The following is a 15,155-nucleotide window of genomic DNA, read 5'->3' on the forward strand; positions in this document are numbered from 1 at the left end:
CCGATGAGCACCGAGCAGGACCCGGGCCCGACTCCCGGCCAGAGCCCCGGCGCGGCCGCCGACGCCGCGGTGGCGCGGATCCTGGAGGCGACCGTCCGGCCGGCCGTCGGCGCGCCGCGCGGCGTGGTGGTGGACTCGCCGCCCGGGGCCGGCAAGTCGACCCTGGTGGTGCGGGCCGCCCGGGAGCTGGTCGGGGCCGGTGAGCGGCTGATGATCGTCGCCCAGACCAACGGCCAGGTGGACGACCTGGTCGACCGGCTGGCCGTCAAGGCACCGGATCTGACGATCGGCCGGCTGCACGCGGCCGACGCGCGCCCAGGCCCCGAGGTGCTGCGGCACGCCAATGTCACGCCCTCGGACAAGGTCGCCGACCTGGCGGAGCTGGACGTGGTGATCTCCACCTCGGCCAAGTGGCAGTGGGTGCGGGCCGAGCAGCCGTGGCGGCACGCGATCGTCGACGAGGCGTACCAGATGCGCTCGGACGCGCTGCTGGCGGTGGCCCGGCTGTTCGAGCGGGCCCTGTTCGTCGGCGACCCGGGCCAGCTGGACCCGTTCACCGTGGTGGGCACCGAGCAGTGGGCGGGCCTGTCGTACGACCCGTCGAGCAGCGCGGTGGTCACCCTGCTGGCGCACAACCCGCAGATCGAGCCGCACCGGCTGCCGGTGTCCTGGCGGCTGCCGGCCAGTGCGGCGCCGCTGATCTCCGGGGCGTTCTACCCGTTCACGCCGTTCCGCTCCGGCACCGGCCCCGGGGACCGTTCGATGACCGCCTCGGTGCGGCCGGACGGCTCCGCGGTGGACGCCGCGATCGACCGCGCCACCGAGCACGGCTGGGCGCTGCTGGAACTGCCCGCCCGGCACACCGTGCGCACCGATCCGCAGGCGGTGGCGGCCGTCGCGGCCACCGTGCGCCGGCTGCTGGACCGCGGGCTGACGGCGCACTCCGAGCAGGGGTCGGCCCCGCTCACCGCGGACCGGGTCGCGGTCGGCACCGCGCACCGGGACCAGGCGGCGGCGGTACGGGCCGCGCTGGTCAAGGCGGGGGTGCCGGTGGACCCGACGGCCGGGCCCGCGGTGACGGTGGACACCGCCAACCGGCTGCAGGGACGCGAGTACGACGTCACGGTGGTGCTGCACCCGCTGTCGGGGCGGCCGGACGCGACCGCGTTCCACCTGGAGACCGGCCGGCTCTGCGTGCTGGCCTCCCGGCACCGGCACGCCTGCATCGTGGTGGCCCGGGCCGGGATCGCGGAGCTGCTGGACGAGCATCCGGCCACCGAGCCGGTGCAGTTGAACGTTCCGGTGGCGTTCCCCGACGGCTGGGAGGCCAACCACCGGGTGCTGCACCACCTGTCCGGGCACCGGGTGCGGCTGGGCCGGCCCTGAGGGGTCAGGCCCGCGGGCCGCGGGGGGGGCGTGCGCGGGACCGGACCGGCGCGCGGCGGGCCGCTCCGGCCGATGTACGCCCCCGGCGCGCCGGGCGGGAATAGCGCCCGGACGCGCACCGTTCCGTTACCGGCCGCCGCCGCGAGACAATGGACGACGGCCACGACCGGGCGACGCCGGCCCGAGCAGCCGTCGCCCGCCCCCATCGAGCACCCGGAGGTGTCCGTCCATGCCCGACTCCCATGCGCAGGCGTCCGACCCGAGCGGCCCCGCCGCGCCGGCCGGTCCCGGCACGGGCGCCGGTACGGCGTCCGGCCGGCGGCAGCGCCCGGCGCAACTGCTGTTCGAGCCGCAGGCCGACGAACCGGAGCCGGAGCGTTTCTTCGACCTGGAGTCGATCGACGACCCGGCCGAGCTGCTGCGCCGCTCCACCGAGCTGGCGCTGGCCTTCCGGACGGCCGCCGAGCGGGCCACCGACTTCCAGGCGGTCGCCGCCGCGCAGCTGGCGGACCCGCGCCGGTTCGACGCGCTGTCCGAGGCCGAGATCGCGGACCGGGCGGACTGGACGCCGGACTACGCGGCCAAGATGATCGAGTACGGGCGCACCCTGCTCCGTCCCCGTCGGCACGAGGACTGACCCGCCCGGAGGCACCCCGGCCGGTTCCGTCGCGACTCCGTCGCCCCTGGCATATGCCGGAGGACGCGGAAGGGTACGCCCCCGCCCGCCCCGCTGTCCGGCGAACCGTGCTTTCCCTCCCGGACGTGCCCCGGACACCCCACTCTGCTGTGCGTGGACATCTGGACCTATCAGTCGGTGGAGTACGTGACCGTGGCCGGAGAGGCCTGGCTCGCCTCCGCCAGCGAGTACCCGCGCAGCATGCGCGCCCTGTGGGAGTCCCGCCCGTGGGCGCCCTCGGTGCTGCCCTGCGGCCGGGCCTTCGACGTGATCAGCATGCCGGCGCTGTTCGGCCGCCGGGTCCTGGACGAGCTGTGGGCCTCCGGGCCCGGCTGCGGGCCGGTGGCGGTCGTCCGGGGGCGCACACTGCTGTTCGTGCAGCCGGGGGCGGCGCCCCGGCTGCGCCGGCTGCTGGCCTGGGAGGAGTGGGCCCGGGACGTGCCCCCGCTGCTCTGCCACGGCAAGGGCGACACGGTGACGGTGCCGCCGGTGCAGCGGGCGGCCGACGGCGGCCCGGACGCGTCGGGGCACGGCCGGGGGCGGTGGATCGTGGCCCCGGAGAGCCGGGAGCCGTGGCTGCCGGGGGCCTCCGTCGTCCTGTGGGCCTGCGTCCGGGCGGCCCGCGAGCCGGTCGACGCGCTCTGAGCCCGCCCGCCGGGCGCGGGGCCCGGGAGGTGCGGGTATTCGATTTTGGCCGGACCGCGACGCGCTGCTAGAGTCTTCTCTGTCAGCAGGCGCCGCTAGCTCAGTTGGTTAGAGCAGCTGACTCTTAATCAGCGGGTCCGGGGTTCGAGTCCCTGGCGGCGCACAGACAGCCGGAAGGCCCCTCGTGAGAACGAGGGGCCTTCCGGCGTTTCCGGACAGGGCCGGCCGGGCCGGGCGACGGGCCGCCCGCCGAGGCGGACGGCCCGCGCACCACCGGCCCGGGCGGGTCAGCGGCCGCGCAGCTCGCGGTAGCGGGCGACCAGCGCTGCGGTGGAGCTGTCCAGCGCCTCCGCGCCCTCACCGGTCACCAGCACCGGCTCGATCCGCTTGGCGAGCACCTTGCCCAGCTCGACGCCCCACTGGTCGAAGGAGTCGATGTTCCAGATCGCGCCCTGGACGAACACCTTGTGCTCGTAGAGGGCGACCAGCTGGCCGAGCACCGAGGGGGTCAGCCCGGTGGCCAGCACGGTGGTGGTCGGGTGGTTGCCCCGGAAGGTCTTGTGCGGGACCAGCTCGGCCGGCACGCCCTCGGCGGCGACCTCCTCCGGCGTCTTGCCGAAGGCCAGCGCCTGGGTCTGGGCGAAGAAGTTGGCGAGCAGCAGGTCGTGCTGGGCGACCAGGCCGGGCAGCAGGTCGGCGACCGGCTCGGCGAAGCCGATGAAGTCCGCCGGGATCACCTTGGTGCCCTGGTGCAGCAGCTGGTAGTAGGCGTGCTGGCCGTTGGTGCCGGGGGTGCCCCAGACCACCGGGCCGGTCTGCCAGCCCACCGGGCGGCCGTCGCGGTCCACCGACTTGCCGTTGGACTCCATGTCCAGCTGCTGGAGGTAGGCGGTGAACTTCGACAGGTAGTGCGAGTACGGGAGCACGGCGTGCGCCTGGGCGTCGAAGAACGCGCCGTACCAGACCCCGAGCAGGCCCAGCAGCAGCGGGACGTTCTCCTCCGGCGGGGCGGTGCGGAAGTGCTCGTCGACCAGGTGGAAGCCGTCCAACATCTCGCGGAAGGCGTCCGGGCCGATGGCGATCATCAGCGAGAGGCCGATCGCCGAGTCGTAGGAGTAGCGGCCGCCGACCCAGTCCCAGAACTCGAACATGTTGGCGGTGTCGATGCCGAAGTCGGCGACGCCCTCGGCGTTGGTGGAGAGCGCGACGAAGTGCTTGGCGACCGCGTCGGTGTCCGCGCCCAGCTCGGTGAGCAGCCAGTTCCGGGCGGAGACCGCGTTGGTGATGGTCTCGATGGTGGTGAAGGTCTTGGAGGCGACGATGAAGAGCGTCTCCGCGGCGTCCAGGTCGCGGACCGCCTCGTGCAGGTCGGCGCCGTCCACGTTGGAGACGAAGCGGACGTCGAGGTCGCGCAGGGTGTAGGAGCGCAGCACCTCGTAGGCCATCGCGGGGCCGAGGTCGGAGCCGCCGATGCCGATGTTGACGACGGTGCGGATCCGCTTGCCGGTGTGGCCGCGCCACTCGCCGCTGCGGACCTTCCCGGCGAAGGCGGCCATCTTGTCGAGCACGGCGTGCACGGCGGGCACGACGTTCTCGCCGTCGACCTCGACGACGGCGCCGCGCGGGGCGCGCAGCGCGGTGTGCAGGACGGCCCGGTGCTCGGTGGTGTTGATCTTCTCGCCGCGGAACATGGCGTCCCGCAGATCGGCGACACCGGTGGCCCCGGCCAGCTCGCGCAGCAGCGCCAGGGTCTCGTCGGTGACCAGCTGCTTGGCGTAGTCGACGTGCAGGTCGCCGACCTGGAGGGTGTAACGGCGGCCGCGCTCCGGGTCGGCGGCGAACAGTTCGCGCAGGTGCGTGTCGCCGAACTCCTCCCGGTGCTTGGCGAGGGCGGCCCACTGCGGGGTGCGGTCCAGCGGGGTACGGGCGTCGGCGCGGGTCTCCGACATCGGTGGCTCCTCGTTTCATCTGGGTGCAGATACCGGCAGGGCCAGGCGGGAGGGTTTCGCGAGGTCGTGCGGGTTCTGGGGGTGCGCCGACTCCGTTGACGGCCTTGCCCGGGGCCAGCCTATGCAACGCCGGGAGCCCGACCGCACATTCCGCTTCCCGACGACCCGTCGGGCCCCCGCCGGCCGGACCTCCGGCCGGCTCCCACCGGGCGTCACCGCCGTTCGGAGCGCAGGTCGAGGCCGCGCAGCACCTGGTCGACGAGTTCCGGGTCGGCGCCGGGCTCGGCCCGGGCGACCACCATCTCGCGCCGGGAGGCGGCGATCATCTCCTGCTCGACGCTGTGCGCCGCGCGCCACTGGGCGAGGCGCTGCTTCGCGTCGGCGGCCTCCTCCTCGGCGTAGTTCTCCGGGCAGAGCCGGGCCAGCCGGTCGTGCTGACGGTCCCGCAGGCGGTCGGCGACCTCGGCGGGCAGCCGGTCGGCCTCCTCCAGTTCGCCGAGCCGACGCAGACCGGCCTTGGCGGCCCGCCACCAGAGCTGGCGGACCTGCTGCTCGTGCCGGTCGTGGCCGAGGTCGAGCTCGAAGCGCTTGGCCAGCCAGGGCAGGGTGAGGCCCTGGACCAGCAGGGTGAACAGCACCACGCTGAAGGCGATGAAGACCAGCCGGCCGCGCTCCGGGAAGCCCTCGCCGGAGTCCAGGGTGAGCGGGATGGCGAGGGCCAGCGCGACGGTGGCGACCCCGCGCATCCCGGACCACCAGAGCAGCACGCTCTCCTGCCAGCTGATCGGGGTGTCCTCCTCGGAGCCGGAGCGCAGCTTCTGGGAGAGCCAGCCGGCCGGGAGCAGCCAGAGCAGCCGGACCACCACGACCACGGCGATCACCACGGCGGCGTCGCCGAGCATGCCGGTCCAGCCGGAACCGGCCTCCTTGAGGACGGTCGCCAGTTCGAGGCCGATGAGGCCGAAGGCGACGCCGGTGATCAGGATCTCGACGATCTCCCAGAAGGCGTTGCCGACCAGCCGGTAGGCGACGGCGTCCGCGTCGGCGGCCCGCTCGGCGAGGTAGAGGCCGCAGACCACGACGGCGAGCACGCCGGAGCCGTGGATCTCCTCGGCGATGCTGTAGGCGGCGAAGGGCACCAGCAGGTTGAGCGCGACCTGCTGGGTGGGGTCCTCCAGGAGGGCGGCGAGCTTGGTGTTGGCCCAGCCGAGGACGACGCCGATGACGACCGCGAGGACCGCCGAGAGGACGAAGCGCAGCACCGCGCCGCCGCCGGAGAAGTCGCCGCCGACCACGGCCTCGATGGCCAGCGAGTAGACGACGATCGCGGTGACGTCGTTGAACAGGCCCTCGCTCTCCAGGATGGAGACCAGTCGGCGGGGCAGGCCGACGCTGCCGGCCACCGCGACGGCGGCGACCGGGTCGGGCGGGGAGACCAGGGCGCCGAGCGCGATGGCGGCGGCGATCGGCAGTCCGGGCAGCAGCCAGTGCACGGTGCCGGCCACGGCGGCGGTGGTGACCACGACCAGGGCGACGGCGAGCAGCAGGATGGAGCGGATGTTGGCCTTGAAGTAGCGCACCGAGGAGCGCCGGGCGACGGCGAAGATCAGCGGTGGCAGGACCAGCGGCAGGATCAGCTCGGGCTCGATGGCGATGTCGGGGATCTGCGGGATCAGCGCCATGGCGATGCCGAGCAGGGTCATCAGCACGGGTTGGGGCACGCCGGTCCGGCGGGCCAGCGGCATGGTCACCACGGAGGCGAGCAGCACCAGGAAGAGCAGGGGCAGCTGGCCCACGGGGACGTCCTCTCGGTGGCGGGCGGGATCGCACGGGTGTGCGGGTCCGGACATGGCCCGGGCCGCCGTCGAGGATAAATCCGACAATGATCTCAACTGGTGCGACACGCCGGTGAGGGGTTGACCTCAAGTGGGCTTCACCCCGCAGGATCGGGGGACCCGAGACCCGCTCCACGGGACTCGGCCGGATCCGACAGGAGTGCCCGCGATGAAGGCAGTGACCGTTCCCCGGTTCGGCGGCCCCGAGGTGCTGCGGGTGGCCGCGGTGCCCGACCCCGTGCCCGGCCCCGGCGAGGTGCGGGTCCGGGTCTACGCCGCCGGAGTGCAGCCGGTGGACCTCGCGATCCGGGAGGGCGACGCCCCGGCCGGCATCGAGCTGAACCCCGGGCTGACCCCGGGCAACGAGTTCGCCGGGGTGGTCGACCGGGTCGGGGCGGACGTCGAGGGCTGGGCGGTGGGGGACGAGGTGCTGGGCTTCCGGCTGCTCGGCTGCGCGGCCGAGCTGGTCGTGGCCGACGCCGCCCGGCTGGTGCGCAAGCCCTCCGGGATGCCCTGGGAGCACGCCGGCTCGCTGTCCGCCTCCGGGCAGACCGCGCACATCGCGCTCGACGCGCTGAAGGTCGGCGAGGGGGACACCGTGCTGGTGCACGGCGCGGCCGGCGGGGTCGGCACGGTCGCCGTCCAGCTGGCCCGGACCCGGGGCGCCACGGTGATCGGCACCGCGAGCGAGCGCAACCACGACTACCTGCGGGAGCTGGGCGCGATCCCGGTCACGTACGGCGAGGGCCTGGTCGAGCGGGTCAGGGCGGCGGCGCCGCAGGGCGTGGACGCGGCCTTCGACGCGGCTGGGCGCGGCGCCCTGGAGGCCTCCGTCGAGCTGGTCGCCGACCGGGCCCGGATCGGCACCGTGGTCGACTACCCGGGGGCCCTGCGCCTGGGCGCGCTGGGGATCCGGGGCGAGCGGACGGCGGCCCGGCTGGCCGAGCTGGTCGGCCTCTGGGAGTCCGGCGCGCTGCGGCTGGAGATCGCCGACACCTTCCCGCTGGAGCGGGTGGCCGAGGCGCACCGGCTGGTCGGCGCCGGGCACGTCCGGGGGAAGGTCGTCCTCACCCCCTAGTGCCCCCGCGGGCGGGGCTCCGGGCCGATTGTGTGTTTCGGCTGCTGACCAGGTACTGTCTTCCTCGTCAGCAGGCGCCGCTAGCTCAGTTGGTTAGAGCAGCTGACTCTTAATCAGCGGGTCCGGGGTTCGAGTCCCTGGCGGCGCACAGACAGCCGGAAGGCCCCTCGCGAGAACGAGGGGCCTTCCGGCGTTTCCGGCCGGCCCCTCCCCCGGCCCCGGCCCTTCCCCGCTCAGTGCGGGATGGCGGCGATCAGCTCGGAGGCGCCCTGCCGCTTGAGGGCGAGGGCGGTCGCGGTGCCGAGGTCCTCCGGGCTCAGCGCGCCGGCCCACTCGTGGGCGTCCAGGACCTGCTTGCCGTCCGGGGTGAAGACCCGGCCGCGCAGTGAGAGCCGGCCGTCCGCCTCGGCCCGGGCGTAGCCGGCGATCGGCGAGTTGCAGTGGCCCTGGAGCACGTGCAGGAACATCCGCTCGGCGCTCGCCTCGCGCCAGGTCGGATGGTCGCCGAGGCCGGTGACCGCGTCGATGGTGGTGGTGTCCTCGGCGCGGCACTGCAGGGCGAGGATCCCGGCGCCGATCGGCGGGCACATCGCGTCGGGCGACAGCACCTCGGTGATCCGGCCGGCCTCGCCGATCCGCTCCAGCCCGGACAGCGCGAGCAGCAGGGCGTCCGCCTGCCCCTCCTCCAGCTTCGCCAGCCGGCGGTTGGCGTTGCCGCGCATCGGGACGCACTCCAGGTGCGGATGGGAGGCGGCGAGCTGGGCCCGGCGGCGGACCGAGGAGGTGCCGATCCGGGTGCCGGGCGGCAGTTCGTCCAGGGTCAGGCCGCCGGGGTGGACGAGCGCGTCGCGGATGTCGTCGCGGCGCAGGTAGGCGGCGAACACGGTGCCGGCCGGCAGCGGGCGGTCGGCGGGCACGTCCTTGAGGCAGTGGACGGCGAGGTCCGCCTCGCCGGCGAGCAGCGCGGCGTCCACCTCCTTGGTGAACGCGCCCTTGCCGCCGAGCCGGGCGAGGTCGCCCATCCAGCGGTCACCGGAGGTGGTCACCGGGACCACCTCGGTGCGCACCCCCGGATGCAGCGCGGCCAGCTCGGCCCTGACCCGTTCGACCTGGGCGAGCGCCATCGGCGAGGAGCGGGAGACGATGCGGATCAACTCTGCGTTGGTCATTGCTGGATGATAGGCCGTCATGACGTCCGGGTGGATGACGGGACGTCACGACACCCGGGCCGGCGCCGGGTCACCCGGCCGGCGGCGCGGCGGCGGGGCGTGGGAAGCGGCCGATCAGGTGCTCGGCCACCACCAGGTTGATCAGCCAGCAGGTCCAGCCCACGGCCGCGTAGGCCTGGTCGAACGGAACGCCCGCGAGGTCCATCACCGGCAGCCAGATCCGCAGGGTGGCGGCGGCCAGGACCAGCGCGTACGACCGGGTGGCCCAGGCCCGGTGGCGGACGAGGTCGCGGCGCAGGGCGGAGCGCCAGGCCAGCACCGAGGAGAGCAGCAGCAAGGCGGCGAGCAGGGTGAAGCCGATCGGCGCGATCGGGCCGACCAGCCCGTGGGGGGCCAGCAGCAGTCCGCCGGTTCCGGTGGCCAGCACGGCGAGCAGGTAGAGCCGGCCGGTCAGCCGGTGCAGTCCCGGGCGGCGGGCCCGCAGCCGGGGCAGGAACTGCCAGGGGCCGAGCAGGATCGCCAGCACCCCGCCGCCGACGTGCAGGGCGAGCGGGACGCGGTGGGCCAGGTAGACGGCGCGCTGCTGGTCGAGGAAGACCTCGGGGTCGAGGGTCAGGTAGCGGGCGGTGAACAGGGCGGTGGCGAAGGCGAGCACGGTGACCGTCCACCAGCCCGCCCGGCGGGCCCGGCCGGGGCGCGGCGCGGACGGGGCGGCGGAGGCGGAGGCGGACTGGGCGGTCACGGCCGCCGGGTCGGGAGCGTTCATGGTGCGGACGCTACGGAGCGCGGGGGCCCGCCCGCGTCCGCCCGGCGGGGTGCCGCGGACCACCCCCGCGGGGGTGGCCGGACGGCCCGGGACCCCGGGCGGGCGGGCCCGCAATACCCCACCAGGGCGATGCGCCGCCCGGACGGCCGCCGCTACCGTACGGCCCGTGCGCCCGCGGCACCGCGCGGCGGCCACCCCCGACCCCGGAGCCGCCATGAGTTCTCCGCCGCACACCCGGGTGATCCCGGCGGCCCCGCCGCCCTGGTCGCCGCTCGCCGTGCTCCGGGCGGTCCCGGCCGAACGGCGGGACGCCGCCCTGGCCGGGGCGTTCCTGCTGGTGATGGCCGCCGAACGGATCGGCGTGGCACACGGGCTGCGCGGCGGCCTGCCGCTCGCCCTCGTCCTGAGCACGGGGGTGGCCGCTCCGCTGGCGGTGCGCCGGACCAGGCCGCTGGCCGGGTACCTGGTCGGGGCGGCCGCGCTGTCGGTGGAGTCGCTGTTCGTGCTCCCCAGCCCGGTCTCCCCGTACGCCGACCTGGTCGGCCTCTACTCGCTGGGCCTGTACGCGCCCCGGCGGCGCGCCTGGATCGGGCCGTTCGCCGCCCTGCTCGGGATGGCCGCGTACTTCGCCGACCTCGGCCGGGCCTACCCCGTCATCCCGACCGGGGTGCTGTTCCTGTGGCTGCTGGGCTGGGCGGTCGGCTACGGGACGGCCCGGCGCGGCGAGCAGCGCGAGGCCGCCCGGCTGCTGCTGCACCGGGAGGTGGTCACCGAGGAGCGGGCCCGGCTGGCCCGGGAGCTGCACGACTCGGTGGGCCACACCCTGAACGTGGTGCTGGTCCAGGCCGGGGCGGCCCGCCGGCTGCTCGACCGGGAGCCGGAGCGCACCCGGGAGCTGCTGTCCGGGATGGAGCACACCGGACGGGAGGCGCTGGACGACCTCGACCGGATGCTCGGCCTGCTGCGGCGCGGCGAGGGCGACTGGGACGCGGACGGCGCCGCGCCGCAGCCCGGGATCGCCGACCTGGAGCGGCTGTCCGAGCGGCTCGGCCGGGCCGGGCTGAGGGTGCGGCTGCGGATCGACCAGGCCGCCCGCCGGGTGCCGCGCAGCCTGGACGTGTCGGCGTACCGGATCGTCCAGGAGGCGCTCACCAACACCGTCAAGCACGCGGACGCCCGGACCGTCGGGGTCACCGTCCGGTGCACGTCCGGCCGGCTCGCCGTCGAGGTGTGCGACGACGGGCACGGCGTGCCCGCCGGGTACGCGCCCGGGCGCGGGCTGCTGGGCGTGGCCGAGCGGGTGTCGGTCCTCGGCGGCCGGGTGGAGCACGGGCCGGGCGAGCCGGGCGGGTTCCGGCTGCGCGCCGAGCTGCCGGTCCCGTGAACGCCGTGGGGGCCGGACGGGTGCGCGTGGTGGTGGCCGACGACGACGCGCTGCTGCGCGCCGGGGTCTCCCTGGTGCTGGAGACCGACGACCGGATCGAGGTGGTCGGCCAGGCGGCGGACGGGCTGGCGGCGGTGGCCCGCTGCCGGGAGCTGCTGCCGGACGTGGTGCTGATGGACGTCCGGATGCCGGGGGTCGACGGGGTGGAGGCGACCCGGCGGATCACCGCCGCCGGGCTGCCCACCCGGGTGCTGATGCTGACCACCTTCCACCACGACGACTACGTGTGGGGGGCGCTGCGGGCCGGGGCGGCCGGCTTCCTGCTGAAGCGGGCCTCGGCCGAGCGGCTGATCGACGCGGTGCACACCCTGGCCGGGGGCGAGTCCGTGCTGGACCCGGCGGTCACCCGGGACCTGGTCGCCCAGGTGGTCGGCCTGGGCGGCGAGCGGCCCCCGCCGCAGCCGCGGGACAGCCGGTTCGCCCAGTTGACGGCGCGCGAGCGGGAGGTGCTGCGGCTGGCGGCCGAGGGGCGTTCGAACCGGGAGATCGCCGCGCTGCTGGTGCTCGCCGAGTCGACGGTGAAGACCCACATGAAGCGGATCCTGGCGAAGATCGACGCCCGGGACCGGGCCCAGGCGGTGGCCATCTCCTACCGCGGCGGGCTGATGTCGTCCCCGGACCCGCTCGGCGGGTACTGAGCGCCCCGGTCACCGGGCGGCGCCGGGGCGGCGGGCCGGGAAGCCGTGTGCGCGGGCGGCGAGGACGACGGCGAGGACGGGCAGCAGCAGGAGCAGCACCGCCCACGGGAAGGAGCCGGTGCCGAGCCGGTCGAGCAGCAGGCCGCCGGCCACGCCCCCGCCGGCCATCGCCGCGTTCCACAGGGTGACCAGCATCGCCTGCGCCGCGTCCGCCTGCCCGCCGCCCGCGTCCCCGGCGGCGGTCTGCAGCAGGGTCGGGACGCCGCCCCAGCCGAGCCCCCAGAGCACGGCGGCGGTGTACACCGCGGCGGCGCTGCCGGCCGCCAGGCCGAGCACGACGGCCGCGGCGGCGATCAGCAGGACCGAGGCGAGGGTGAGCGCGCGCAGCCGGCGGTGGATGTGCGCGCCGGTGAACCAGATGCCCGCCAGCGAGGCCGCGCCGAAGGCCAGCAGCACGGCGTCGGTGGCGCCGCCCATGCCGCGCCGGTCGAGGAAGGGCGCGATGTAGGTGTAGAGGACGGTGTGGGCGAGGACGAGCACGAAGGTGACGGCGAGCACCGGGGTGACGCCGGGGACGGCGAGGGCGCGCAGCACCGGGGCCCGTTCGCCGCGGGCCCGGCCGGGCACCTCGGGGACGGCGGCGGCGATCCAGCCGGTCACGCCGAGGGCGACCGCGGTCATCAGCAGGAAGGCCACCCACCAGCCGAGCACCTCGCCGAGGAAGGTCCCGGCGGGCACGCCCAGCGACAGGGCGAGCGGTATGCCGGTCATCGCGACGGCGATCGCCCGGCCCTGGAGCCCGGGCGGGGCGAGCCGGCGGGCGTACCCGGCGAGCAGGGCCCAGACAAGGCCGGCGGCGACCCCGGCGACGAACCGGGCGGCCATGGTGAGCGGGTAGTGGGTGGAGAGCGCGGTGACGGTGTTGGCGGCGGCGAAGCCGAGCATCGCGGTGAGCAGCAGGCGCCGCCGGCCCCAGCCGGCGGTGGCCGCGGCGAGCGGGACGGCGGTGACGGCGGTGCCGAGGGCGTAGACGGTGACGGCCTGGCCCATCGCGGATTCGCCGACGCCGAGGTCGGCGCTCATGGCGGGCAGCACGCCGGCGGGCAGGGTCTCGGTGAGGGAGGTCACGAAGGCCGCGGTGGCGAGGGCGAGGAGGGCGAACAGGGGCAGGGTGGCCCGCGGCCGGGAGGGAGTGGGGACGGGGGTCCGTGTGGAGGTCCGCATGGCCGCTATGCTCAAACGCTCACATCGATGTGAGGGTCAACGCGACCGGCTGTGAGGTGGGCCACATGCGGATCGGCGAGCTGTCCGAGCGGACCGGGGCGTCCCGGCGGCTGCTGCGCTACTACGAGGAGCAGGGGCTGATCGCGGCCGAGCGCTGTGCGAACGGCTACCGGGCGTACGACGACGCGACGGTGGACCGGGTGATGCAGATCCGGGGGCTGCTCGACTCGGGGCTGCCGACCCGGATCATCAAGCGGATCCTGCCCTGTCTCAACGCACCGGGGGCGATCCACTTCGAGGACGCCGAGCCGGAGATGATCGCCACCCTGGAGCGGGAGTTGGCGGGGATGAGCGCGCGGATCGCCTGCCTGACCCGCAACCGGGACGCGATCGCGGAGTACCTGGCGGCGGTCCGGGTGGACCGCCGAGTGACGGGTTCGGGTCCCGTCACCCAGCGGTCGGGCCGTCAGCGGCGGAAGTAGGAGTCGAAGTTCTTCGAGAACTCCCGGCCGCCGAACTGGTCCCAGTTGATCGACCAGGTCATCAGGCCGCGCAGGCCGGGCTGGGCGCCCGACTTGGGGACGTAGCTGCCGCAGTTGGCCAGCTTGGTGAGGCAGTCCAGGGCCTTGTTGACCTCGGCCGGGGCGACGTGGCCGTTGCCCGCGTTGGTGGTGGCCGGCATGCCGATGGCGACCTTGGAGGCGGGCAGCGCCGGGAAGACGTTGTTGGTGTTGCCCGCCACCGGGAAGCCCTTGAGCAGCATGTCGGTCATCGCGACGTGGAAGTCGGCGCCGCCCATCGAGTGGTACTGGTTGTCCAGGCCCATGATGGAGCCGGAGTTGTAGTCCTGGACGTGCAGCACGGTGATGTCGTCGCGCAGGGCGTGGATGACCGGCAGGTAGGCGCCGGCCCGCGGGTCCTGGCCGCCCCAGGGGCCGGAGCCGTAGTACTGGTAGCCGAGCTGGACGAAGAAGGTCTCCGGCGCCATGGTCAGCACGAAGTTCGGGCCGTACTTGGCCTTGAGCGTCTTGATCGCGGAGATCAGGTTGACGATGACCGGGCTGGTCGGGTTCTTGAAGTCGGTGTCGCCGGTCTGGAGCGACAGCGAGTGGCCCTCGAAGTCGATGTCCAGGCCGTCCAGGCCCCACTTGTCGATGATCGCCGAGACGGAGCTGACGAAGGCGTCCCGGGCGGCGGTGGTGTTGAGCTGGACCTGGCCGTTCTGGCCGCCGATCGAGATCAGCACCTTCTTGCCCTTGGCGCGCTTGGCGGCGATGGCGGCCTTGAAGTCGGCGTCGGACTCGACGCCCGGGCACTCGGTGACCGGGCAGCGGTTGAACCGGATGTCGCCGGAGGTGACCGAGGTCGGCTCGCCGAAGGAGAGGTTGATGATGTCCCAGGAGTCGGGGACATCGGCCATCTTGGTGTAGCCGGCGCCGTTGGCGAAGCTGGCGTGCAGGTAGCCGACCAGGGACTTGGAGCCGGGCTGCGTGGTGGGCGTGACGGTCGGGGTCACGGTCGGGGTGACGGTGGGCGTCACGGTGGGCGTCACGGTCGGGGTGACCGTAGGCGTCACGGTGGGGGTGACCGTGGGGGTGGGCGTGATGGTCGGGCTGGGCGCGCCGGGGCCGTCCAGCGAGACGTCGTCCGCGTAGTAGGTGCCCTGGCCGTACCAGCCGTGGGTGTAGACGGTGGCGCTGGTCTGGGTGGCGCCGGTGGTGAAGGTGGTGCTCAGCTTCTGGTAGGCGCCGCCGGTGCCGGGCGTCCAGGTCGAGGTGCCGCCGTCCACGCCGAGGTAGACGTACGAGCCCTTGAGGTGGGCGCTGAGCGTGTAGGTGGTGCTGGGCGCCACCGTGACGGTCTGCGCGCAGCGGGCGGTGTCGCCCGCCGAGGCGGCCGCGGCGAGCGCGTAGCTGCCGCCGTGGGCCTGGCCGGTGACGACGCTGCCGGTGCCGGCGGCGCAGCTCCACGGGCCGAGGGAGCCGCTCTCGAAGCCGCCGTTGACCAGGAACTCGCCGGCCGAGGCGCTGGGCGCCAGGCCCAGGGTGAGGCCGACCATAGTGGCCGCGGCGACGGCCGAGGCGGTGCCGGCGGCCAGCGCGGTGCGCGAGCGGCGGCGGGGGGCCGAGGAGGGGGTGATGGGGGTTCTGCGCATGTGGGGGACTCCTTGCGGAGGGCGCGGTCGTGGGGGCGTCCGGGCATGCCTGGGCGCGCACCGGTGGTGGGGGAACGGCGCGGCCGGGCATGAGAGTTGGACTAGACCACTGAAGTGGATCCGGCCGTACGGTGTCAATGGTCCAGACCGGTTCCGGCCCCGGTCCGGCCCCGGTCCGCCCCTGCTTCCG

At 74.8% G+C, this 15,155-nt stretch carries 13 protein-coding genes and 2 tRNA genes; 9 read left to right on the forward strand and 6 right to left on the reverse strand.

Annotated elements, in window-relative coordinates; genetic code table 11:
* Positions 1 to 3 precede the first annotated feature (3 nt).
* The 4 genes from ACFZBX_RS12610 to ACFZBX_RS12625 all read left to right on the forward strand — a co-directional run bounded on the left by ACFZBX_RS12610 (position 4) and on the right by ACFZBX_RS12625 (position 2,870).
* A complete protein-coding gene (locus ACFZBX_RS12610) occupies positions 4 to 1,386 on the forward strand; it encodes an AAA family ATPase (protein WP_391533453.1) in 1,383 nt (460 codons plus the stop codon).
* A 229-nt stretch (positions 1,387 to 1,615) separates the two neighbouring features.
* Positions 1,616 to 2,023, forward strand: coding sequence for a hypothetical protein (locus tag ACFZBX_RS12615; protein ID WP_391533455.1), 408 nt, complete (start codon positions 1,616 to 1,618; stop codon positions 2,021 to 2,023).
* A 153-nt stretch (positions 2,024 to 2,176) separates the two neighbouring features.
* On the forward strand, positions 2,177 to 2,707 hold the full coding sequence (locus ACFZBX_RS12620; protein WP_391533457.1) for a bifunctional DNA primase/polymerase: 531 nt from the start codon (positions 2,177 to 2,179) through the stop codon (positions 2,705 to 2,707).
* 89 nt (positions 2,708 to 2,796) lie between these two features.
* Positions 2,797 to 2,870 (forward strand) — tRNA-Lys (locus ACFZBX_RS12625).
* Between the two features lie 124 nt (positions 2,871 to 2,994).
* On the opposite strand, the gene pgi is transcribed toward ACFZBX_RS12625, so the two are convergent.
* A complete protein-coding gene (gene pgi / locus ACFZBX_RS12630; protein ID WP_391533458.1) occupies positions 2,995 to 4,656 on the reverse strand; it encodes a glucose-6-phosphate isomerase in 1,662 nt (553 codons plus the stop codon).
* Positions 4,657 to 4,868: 212 nt separating this feature from the next.
* The gene (locus ACFZBX_RS12635; protein ID WP_391533460.1) at positions 4,869 to 6,452 is read right to left on the reverse strand and encodes a Na+/H+ antiporter; all 1,584 of its coding nucleotides are present in this window, start codon (positions 6,450 to 6,452) and stop codon (positions 4,869 to 4,871) included.
* A gap of 208 nt (positions 6,453 to 6,660) precedes the next feature.
* Here ACFZBX_RS12635 and ACFZBX_RS12640 point away from each other — a divergent pair, with 208 nt between their 5' ends.
* Both ACFZBX_RS12640 and ACFZBX_RS12645 read left to right on the forward strand, forming a co-directional pair.
* Positions 6,661 to 7,569 (forward strand): NADP-dependent oxidoreductase, encoded by a 909-nt coding sequence (locus ACFZBX_RS12640; protein ID WP_391533462.1) that lies wholly within the window; start codon positions 6,661 to 6,663, stop codon positions 7,567 to 7,569.
* Between the two features lie 74 nt (positions 7,570 to 7,643).
* Positions 7,644 to 7,717: transfer RNA gene (locus ACFZBX_RS12645), tRNA-Lys, on the forward strand.
* An 85-nt stretch (positions 7,718 to 7,802) separates the two neighbouring features.
* Here ACFZBX_RS12645 and hemC read toward each other — a convergent pair.
* A complete protein-coding gene (hemC, locus tag ACFZBX_RS12650) occupies positions 7,803 to 8,738 on the reverse strand; it encodes a hydroxymethylbilane synthase (protein ID WP_391533464.1) in 936 nt (311 codons plus the stop codon).
* 70 nt (positions 8,739 to 8,808) lie between these two features.
* Positions 8,809 to 9,504, reverse strand: coding sequence for a DUF2306 domain-containing protein (locus tag ACFZBX_RS12655; RefSeq protein WP_391533466.1), 696 nt, complete (start codon positions 9,502 to 9,504; stop codon positions 8,809 to 8,811).
* A 214-nt stretch (positions 9,505 to 9,718) separates the two neighbouring features.
* Between ACFZBX_RS12655 and ACFZBX_RS12660 the strand changes: the two genes are divergently transcribed.
* Both ACFZBX_RS12660 and ACFZBX_RS12665 read left to right on the forward strand, forming a co-directional pair.
* Positions 9,719 to 10,888 (forward strand): histidine kinase, encoded by a 1,170-nt coding sequence (locus tag ACFZBX_RS12660; RefSeq protein WP_391533468.1) that lies wholly within the window; start codon positions 9,719 to 9,721, stop codon positions 10,886 to 10,888.
* Complete coding sequence (locus ACFZBX_RS12665) at positions 10,885 to 11,586, forward strand: response regulator (RefSeq protein WP_391533470.1); 702 nt, start codon at positions 10,885 to 10,887, stop codon at positions 11,584 to 11,586. Before ACFZBX_RS12660 ends, ACFZBX_RS12665 begins: the two co-directional genes overlap by 4 nt.
* 9 nt (positions 11,587 to 11,595) lie before the next feature.
* On the opposite strand, the gene ACFZBX_RS12670 is transcribed toward ACFZBX_RS12665, so the two are convergent.
* Entirely contained in the window at positions 11,596 to 12,810 is a 1,215-nt protein-coding gene (locus tag ACFZBX_RS12670; protein ID WP_391533472.1) for an MFS transporter, read from the reverse strand.
* A gap of 65 nt (positions 12,811 to 12,875) precedes the next feature.
* Between ACFZBX_RS12670 and ACFZBX_RS12675 the strand changes: the two genes are divergently transcribed.
* Positions 12,876 to 13,292, forward strand: coding sequence for a MerR family transcriptional regulator (locus ACFZBX_RS12675; RefSeq protein WP_391533474.1), 417 nt, complete (start codon positions 12,876 to 12,878; stop codon positions 13,290 to 13,292).
* Here ACFZBX_RS12675 and ACFZBX_RS12680 read toward each other — a convergent pair.
* Positions 13,277 to 14,965 (reverse strand): chitinase, encoded by a 1,689-nt coding sequence (locus tag ACFZBX_RS12680; protein ID WP_391533476.1) that lies wholly within the window; start codon positions 14,963 to 14,965, stop codon positions 13,277 to 13,279. The genes ACFZBX_RS12675 and ACFZBX_RS12680 overlap by 16 nt on opposite strands.
* Positions 14,966 to 15,155 lie beyond the last annotated feature (190 nt).

Origin of the sequence: Kitasatospora sp. NPDC008115 (genome assembly GCF_042957205.1) — a bacterium.
In the GTDB taxonomy this organism is placed as follows: domain Bacteria; phylum Actinomycetota; class Actinomycetes; order Streptomycetales; family Streptomycetaceae; genus Kitasatospora.

Excerpts from the sequence above, each read along its gene's own strand:
- ACFZBX_RS12670 (WP_391533472.1), bottom strand. The coding sequence starts at position 12,810 with ATGCGGACCTCCACACGGACCCCCGTCCCCACTCCCTCCCGGCCGCGG.
- ACFZBX_RS12615 (WP_391533455.1), top strand. The coding sequence starts at position 1,616 with ATGCCCGACTCCCATGCGCAGGCGTCCGACCCGAGCGGCCCCGCCGCG.
- ACFZBX_RS12660 (WP_391533468.1), top strand. The coding sequence starts at position 9,719 with ATGAGTTCTCCGCCGCACACCCGGGTGATCCCGGCGGCCCCGCCGCCC.
- ACFZBX_RS12640 (WP_391533462.1), top strand. The coding sequence starts at position 6,661 with ATGAAGGCAGTGACCGTTCCCCGGTTCGGCGGCCCCGAGGTGCTGCGG.
- ACFZBX_RS12655 (WP_391533466.1), bottom strand. The coding sequence starts at position 9,504 with ATGAACGCTCCCGACCCGGCGGCCGTGACCGCCCAGTCCGCCTCCGCC.
- pgi (WP_391533458.1), bottom strand. The coding sequence starts at position 4,656 with ATGTCGGAGACCCGCGCCGACGCCCGTACCCCGCTGGACCGCACCCCG.
- ACFZBX_RS12680 (WP_391533476.1), bottom strand. The coding sequence starts at position 14,965 with ATGCGCAGAACCCCCATCACCCCCTCCTCGGCCCCCCGCCGCCGCTCG.
- ACFZBX_RS12610 (WP_391533453.1), top strand. The coding sequence starts at position 4 with ATGAGCACCGAGCAGGACCCGGGCCCGACTCCCGGCCAGAGCCCCGGC.
- ACFZBX_RS12675 (WP_391533474.1), top strand. The coding sequence starts at position 12,876 with ATGCGGATCGGCGAGCTGTCCGAGCGGACCGGGGCGTCCCGGCGGCTG.
- hemC (WP_391533464.1), bottom strand. The coding sequence starts at position 8,738 with ATGACCAACGCAGAGTTGATCCGCATCGTCTCCCGCTCCTCGCCGATG.